The sequence below is a fragment of the Pseudomonadales bacterium genome, assembly GCA_024234435.1.
In the GTDB taxonomy this organism is placed as follows: Bacteria; Pseudomonadota; Gammaproteobacteria; order Pseudomonadales; family Porticoccaceae; genus JACKOF01.
On the sequence record JACKOF010000002.1, the window covers coordinates 541,386 to 548,229 of the forward strand.

At 51.2% G+C, this 6,844-nt stretch carries 5 protein-coding genes; 3 read left to right on the plus strand and 2 right to left on the minus strand.

All coding sequences use genetic code 11. The features are described 5' to 3' along the window. Positions 1 to 113: 113 nt before the first annotated feature. Positions 114 to 971 carry a transcription factor gene (locus tag H7A02_12525; protein MCP5173081.1) on the minus strand — a complete coding sequence of 286 codons (858 nt, stop codon included), beginning with the start codon at positions 969 to 971 and terminating at the stop codon, positions 114 to 116. Between the two features lie 37 nt (positions 972 to 1,008). Then, positions 1,009 to 2,112, minus strand: coding sequence for a GNAT family N-acetyltransferase (locus H7A02_12530; protein MCP5173082.1), 1,104 nt, complete (start codon positions 2,110 to 2,112; stop codon positions 1,009 to 1,011). A gap of 249 nt (positions 2,113 to 2,361) precedes the next feature. On the opposite strand from H7A02_12530, the gene tkt reads away from it, so the two are divergent. Genes tkt through H7A02_12545 form a run of 3 tightly spaced genes read left to right on the plus strand, consistent with a single transcriptional unit; the run spans position 2,362 to position 6,651 of the window. Next, the gene (gene tkt / locus H7A02_12535) at positions 2,362 to 4,374 is read left to right on the plus strand and encodes a transketolase (GenBank protein MCP5173083.1); all 2,013 of its coding nucleotides are present in this window, start codon (positions 2,362 to 2,364) and stop codon (positions 4,372 to 4,374) included. 41 nt (positions 4,375 to 4,415) lie between these two features. Continuing rightward, entirely contained in the window at positions 4,416 to 5,453 is a 1,038-nt protein-coding gene (locus H7A02_12540; protein MCP5173084.1) for an erythrose-4-phosphate dehydrogenase, read from the plus strand. A gap of 34 nt (positions 5,454 to 5,487) precedes the next feature. Next, complete coding sequence (locus tag H7A02_12545) at positions 5,488 to 6,651, plus strand: phosphoglycerate kinase (protein MCP5173085.1); 1,164 nt, start codon at positions 5,488 to 5,490, stop codon at positions 6,649 to 6,651. Positions 6,652 to 6,844: the final 193 nt, after the last annotated feature.

The window sequence follows — 6,844 nt, forward strand, 5'->3', positions numbered from 1 at the left end:
GTGCGAACCATAACACACCAAAGATCTATATCAAAATATTTCGATATAGATCTTTGGTGGTTTTCACCTCTATCCTCGAGGGCTGTTGCGAAAGCACCATGGTTATAGCGGTATCAGGGCGAGAGTCGGGATTTAATCGACAGCCCCGTTTTTGCCAGATAAAACTTCAGGTGGTCGGTGAATGGTGAGTGGCCTAAAGGTTTTGGTGTCAGGCCCATTCGCCTGAGGGCTCCGTTAAAGCGGTGGATAACAACTTCTCTTGCCAGTGATTTGCTTCGAAATGTAATACTGAAGGATATGGACACTTCATCGCCATTTTTTACCCAGTGCGGGCTGTGAACCGGGACATGGAGGCCGTCGCCGGGTTTTAGCGTAAATACCTGATCGGCTTGCGGGGCTTGAGGTCTGATTGGCAGATTGCGGTGTGCACCCTGATAGTAGGCTTCTATGTCGAGTTGTGTCGCCGCGCCTGCACCGTCGATCCTCCATGCGTGAAAGTTTTTCCAGCCACTGATCTGGAGTAAAAAATTATGCTCATCATCAAAGTGAAAAGGGGTGACAGACCCAGGTGAAGAAAGAAAAATATAGGCTTCCAGCTGGTGCGTGCCTGGGGTCCTGGTTTCGCTGAGTGGTGTCAATTCCCGGACGCACTGAAAAAGAAGGTTTCGGTATGCCTCATCTTGCTCAACGTATTTCAGTACTACCCATGAATCGCTGGTGGCGATATTGCGTATGGTTTCTTCGAGACCAAGCCCCGTTGATGGTGTCAGGTGTGGGTTCTGGCTGACTTCCGCATACGCTGCGTTAAATTCAATACAGTGTCGCGGCAGATTCTGTGCCAGTTTTAGCAAACGCTCTGGTTGAAACAGCGGGTGTCCAGCCAGGTGATGCCGGATGCAAAAGTGTCGGTCAGGAAAGTTATCCAGAAACGCATTTTGCTCGACGACCAACAGTTTTCCTGAATCAGTCAATGCCATTCCTCCTTGTGGTTGGTTACTGCCCGACTTTTCATTTTGGCCGGAAAAGTTTCATTAGTAACCGCCCCGACAGGCTTTTCTTGCCGTAGAGAATATAGCTGATTTGTCGCCGTTCACGCCACAGTCTATCGATCATCGGGTGGTCGGGGTCGGCACAGGAATCCATCCAGTCAAGACTGGTTTGGCAAAACAGGTGTTCGATATTCTGGAGCTCCAGTAGCACCCCCGGAGAATAGCGGGCGAAGGACTCGTCAAACGCTATTTTGAAGGCAAAGCTGCTGCGGCCATCCGCAGCAATCAGGTTGCACTTCATGGCAATTATTCTGTCACCCTGATGGAGCGAATGGCGAATAAGCTGTCCGCTTGTGGCCAGCTGTTGCACAATTTGTACAAAGAAGTCCGAATGTGCGGGCGAATTACCCATTGCGGCCCCACTGGTGCCTTTCCAGCCGCTTGCTTCAAGGATCAGAAAGTCATCAATCCATTCGTCGATACTTTCGGAATTTTGGTACGTTTTCAGTGTAAGAGTGCCTTTTTCTTCCAGTCGCCTCCAGAGGCGTCGATGCTCTTTCTGTCGGTGTCTGGAAAGGTTCTCTGAAAAGTAGCGCTCTGGGTCTTCCCGCCGGGTGATCAAAGCGCGCTCAAACGATTGCTCGACAACATGCGGCTGGTCTGACACCGATTGCTTTAATATTTTCGCAAAGCCACCATCGGCTTGTATGTTGTAGAGGCCCAGCAGTCGGCAGCTGCCAGAAGCATTATTGAACCAGTTGAAAATTGAGGCTACGGCCTCCTGACTGGACTCGCGGTGTATCAGCGGCGTGGCCAGATAGCAATGAAGATGAGTGAACGAGCGATAACATCTGAGGTGATTGCCGGGACCCTTCCGGGCAGGTAAAAGCGGCATAAAACCGATTAGCTGATCACCTTTGGGGCGCTTTTGATAAACAAAAAGGCAAAGGAACGGCCAGTCCTCGGCAAAGGTGTTGATTGCAGCAAGAAAAGGGCTGGGCTCATAAAAAATATTGGCGTCGAGCGCATTTTTTGCCAAGGTGTGCCATTGAGCCAGGTGACGTTCAAGCTCCATTTCAGATCGGGCGATCTCTATAAAAGTATTGACGGCTGTGTCGCTCATACGAGTGGCTTTGTAACCGGTTTTTCGGTTGTGTCCGTGTCATATTCGAGTTAAAGCGATGAAAAGTTACCATAAATCGTGATCAGCGGTTTACTGAATTGTCGTAGTACGAGAAAATAGCACCTCCTTTCCAGCGGCGGAGATATAAGCTCCGGTTTGCTGTTTTTATATCCGAAACCGGTATAAGCCGAAGCTGGCGTTAACCAGAGCCAGTGTAAAAAATCATTACCATTCAGGAGTTTCAGCTGCATGTCTTCAAGACGCGATCTTGCCAATGCGATCCGAGCACTCAGCATGGATGCCGTTCAACAGGCCAACAGTGGCCACCCCGGTGCGCCCATGGGTATGGCGGATATCGCCGAAGTCCTTTGGAACGATTACCTCCAGCATAACCCTGCGGACCCAAGTTGGGCAAACAGGGATCGTTTCGTGCTGTCTAATGGGCACGGTTCGATGTTGCTCTACTCTCTGTTGCACCTCAGTGGATACGATCTGCCGATTGAAGAGCTAAAGAACTTTCGCCAGTTGCACTCAAAAACACCGGGTCACCCTGAATATGGTTACGCGCCGGGTGTAGAAACCACCACCGGCCCGCTTGGGCAGGGTGTCAGCAATGCCGTGGGTATGGCGCTGGCCGAAAAAATTCTCGCGGCTCAGTTCAATCGTCCCGGGCATGAAATTATCGATCATCATACCTATACATTTCTGGGTGACGGTTGCCTGATGGAAGGGGTTTCTCACGAAACCTGTTCCCTGGCGGGTACCCAGAAACTGGGCAAATTAATCGCCTTTTACGACGATAATGGCATCTCCATTGATGGCGAAGTGGGTGGCAGTGAAACAGAGCCTGCCTGGTTCAGTGATGATACTCCCGCTCGGTTTGAAGCCTATGGCTGGCAGGTCATTCCTGATGTGGATGGACATGATGCTGATGCGATTAAAGCGGCTATTGAAGTGGCTCGGCTTGAAACCGAAAAACCCACACTCATTTGCTGCAAAACCATTATCGGTTTTGGTTCCCCTAACAAGCAGGGCAAGGAAGATTGCCACGGCGCGCCATTGGGTGCAGATGAAATTTTGCTGGCTCGCGAACAGCTCGGTTGGCATCACGGGCCGTTTGAAGTGCCCGAAGAAATTTATGCCGGGTGGAGCGGTTTGGCGAAAGGTTCCGCTGCACAATCCGCCTGGAATGAAAAGCTGGCGTCATATCGTGCGGCTTATCCGGAATTGGCTGCCGAACTTGAGCGTCGTTTGAGTGGCAAGCTGCCTGCTGATTTCAGCGAAAAAGCCGATGCTTATATTCAGAAGTGCCAGGCCGATATGGAAAAAATTGCCAGCCGCAAGGCTTCGCAAAACTGTCTCAATGCCTTTGGCCCATTGCTGCCGGAACTTCTGGGTGGATCAGCTGACCTGGCTGGTTCCAACCTGACGATCTGGTCCGGTTCAAAAGGGGTTAATCCGGAAGATGCCAGCGGTAACTATATCTACTATGGTGTGCGTGAGTTTGGCATGAGTGCGATGATGAACGGTATTGCCCTGCATGGCGGCTTTGTGAACTACGGTGCCACCTTTCTCATGTTTATGGAGTACGCCCGCAATGCTGTGCGTATGGCGGCATTGATGAAGCAGCAGAGTATATTTGTCTATACGCATGATTCTATCGGCTTGGGAGAAGATGGTCCTACGCATCAGCCAGTGGAGCAGCTTACTGCGCTGCGTTCAACACCCAACCTGCATACCTGGCGACCCTGTGACACGGTTGAATCGGCCGTTTGCTGGAAATCTGCCATTGAGCGCAAAGATGGCCCCAGTGCGTTGATCTTTAGCCGCCAAGGTTTGGCGCCACAGTCTCGCCATGACGACCAGTTGGCCAATATAGCTCGTGGCGGTTATGTGTTGAAAGACACGGTTGGTGAACCAAACGCCATTATTATTGCTACTGGTTCCGAAGTGGAGTTGGCGATGGAAGCTGCAAACGAACTTGCCTCTAACAATATAGCTGTGCGGGTGGTTTCCATGCCCTGTGCAGAAATTTTTATGGAGCAAGACGTTACTTATCGTGAATCGGTATTGCCTTCTTCTGTTCGCGCACGTGTGGCGGTTGAAGCACTGCATGCTGATTACTGGTACAAATTTGTTGGCCTGGATGGTCGCGTGGTTGGTATGACCAGCTTTGGTGAGTCTGCGCCTGGCGGTGAATTGATGAAACAATTTGGTTTCACAGTTGAGAATGTTATCGGAGCTGTGCGGGCGCTGATCTGACAAATAATATTGTGACGAGTAAAGCGGTGGCTGACACGGAGATAACACCCCCGGTTCGAGTGGCAATCAACGGCTACGGTCGTATTGGTCGTTCGGTGCTGCGTGCTCTATACGAATCCGGTGCCCGAGACCGGATTCAGGTGGTGGCTATCAACGAGCCCGCCGACTGTAAAACCATTGCACACCTGACCCGGTATGATTCCACTCACGGTCGTTTCCCCGGATCAGTCACTGTCGATAGCGATGTGCTAACAGTCAACGGTGATGCCATTCAGGTTTTGCATTGCGAGCAGGTCAATGAGTTGCCTTGGGATGAACTGAAAGTTGATCTGGTGTTTGAGTGCAGTGGCAGTTTTGGCGACAGGGCGCATGCCGAACAGCATATTGCCAGAGGCGCCCCCAGAGTTTTATTTTCCCAGCCGGCTGAAGCCGACGTAGATGCCACCATTGTCTATGGTATTAACCATCAGTTATTAACAGGCCGGGAGACCATTGTTTCCAATGCTTCCTGCTCGACTAATTGTGCAGTACCGGTGATCAGTGAGTTGCACCGTGCGTTCGGGATAGAAAGTGGCGTGATAACCACCATCCATTCGGCGATGAATGATCAGCCGGTGATCGATGCCTACCATCATACTGATTTGCGTAAAACCCGCGCGGCCATGCAATCCATTATTCCTGTGGATACCGAGCTGGCGAGGGGTATTGACCGGCTGCTGCCAGAGCTGAGAGGTTGTTTTGAAGCGCAGGCGATGCGGGTGCCCACGTTGAATGTTTCGGTAATTGATCTTTCCGTAGTGTTGCGCGAATCAGTTGACGTGGGCAAAGTGAATGCAGTGCTAAAACAGGCGGCAGAGAATCATTTGGCGGGGGTGCTGGATTATACCGAGGAGCCATTGGCTTCCTGTGATTATAATCACGATCCGCACAGTGGTATCGTCGATGCCAGTCAGACCCGGGTCGCCGGTGCGCAGGCTAGCGGCGGCAGGCTGGTGAAAGTGCTAATCTGGTTTGATAACGAGTGGGGTTATGCCAATCGTATGCTGGATGTGGCTCGGTACTGGATGCGATGCCAGTAGTAAAAATAGTTAAAAGAAGGAAGAGGATGTCATTATGACCGTGATTAAAATGACGGATCTGGATTTAAGCGGCAAGCGGGTATTGATCCGTGAAGACCTGAATGTGCCGATCAAGGACGGCAAAGTGAGCAGTGATGCACGTATTCGCGCATCACTACCCACTATAGAGCAGGCGCTGGATAGCGGTGCAAAAGTGATTCTGATGTCACATCTTGGGCGGCCGACAGAAGGGCAGTTCGAGCAGGAATTTTCATTACAACCCGTAGCAGATTACCTGTCGGAACTGCTGGCCAGGCGAGTTGATCTGGTCAGTGACTGGCAAGATGGAATCGATCTGGAAAATGGCCAGGTGGTGCTGCTGGAAAACGTCCGTTTTAACCCGGGTGAAAAGAAAAATACCGATGCGCTGTCGCAGGCCTATGCAGCGCTCTGCGACATCTTCGTTATGGATGCTTTTGGCACAGCCCACCGGGCACAGGCTTCAACACACGGTGTAGCGAAATTTGCGCCAGTGGCTTGTGCTGGCCCATTGCTTGCCGGTGAGCTGGAAGCGCTGGATAAGGCGCTGGCCAACCCTGCGCGGCCTATGGTTGCCATTGTCGGTGGTTCGAAGGTGTCTACCAAACTGACAGTTCTGGAGACATTATCCGAAAAAGTGGATCAGTTGATTGTTGGCGGCGGCATTGCCAACACCTTTCTTGCTGCGTCCGGTATGCCGGTAGGCAAATCACTTTGTGAGGAAGAGCTGATTCCGGCCGCAAAAGCGCTAATGGCCAAAACGGATATCCCCGTGCCAACCGACGTTGTTACTGGTAAGGAGTTTTCGGAATCGGCGCCAGCAGTACTGAAAGCGGCCAGCGATGTAACGGCTGACGATATGATTTTTGATATTGGCCCTGAAACTTCGGCAACGCTGACAGACATTCTGGCCACAGCCGGAACGATTTTGTGGAACGGGCCGGTGGGTGTATTTGAATTTGATCAGTTTGGTGGTGGCACCAAAGCGATTTCCGAGGCCATTGCTGCGTCCAGTGCTTTTTCGCTGGCGGGTGGTGGCGACACGCTGGCGGCTATCGACAAATATGGCATCGCTGATAAAGTGTCCTATATTTCCACTGGCGGTGGAGCATTTCTTGAGTATGTTGAAGGTAAGATACTGCCTGCGGTAGACATTCTTGAGCAGCGCGCCAGGGGTTAAATGCCGTCATTGTTCTGTCTCCTGATGGTGTTAAAAAACAAACGCTGATTTACGCCAGCAACAGATAAAACCGGTTAAGCAAATTTAAGATAAAGGGAAAGCAACATGGCTCTTATTACATTGCGACAATTATTGGATCACGCAGCAGAAAATGATTACGGCGTGCCCGCCTTTAACGTCAACAACCTTGAAC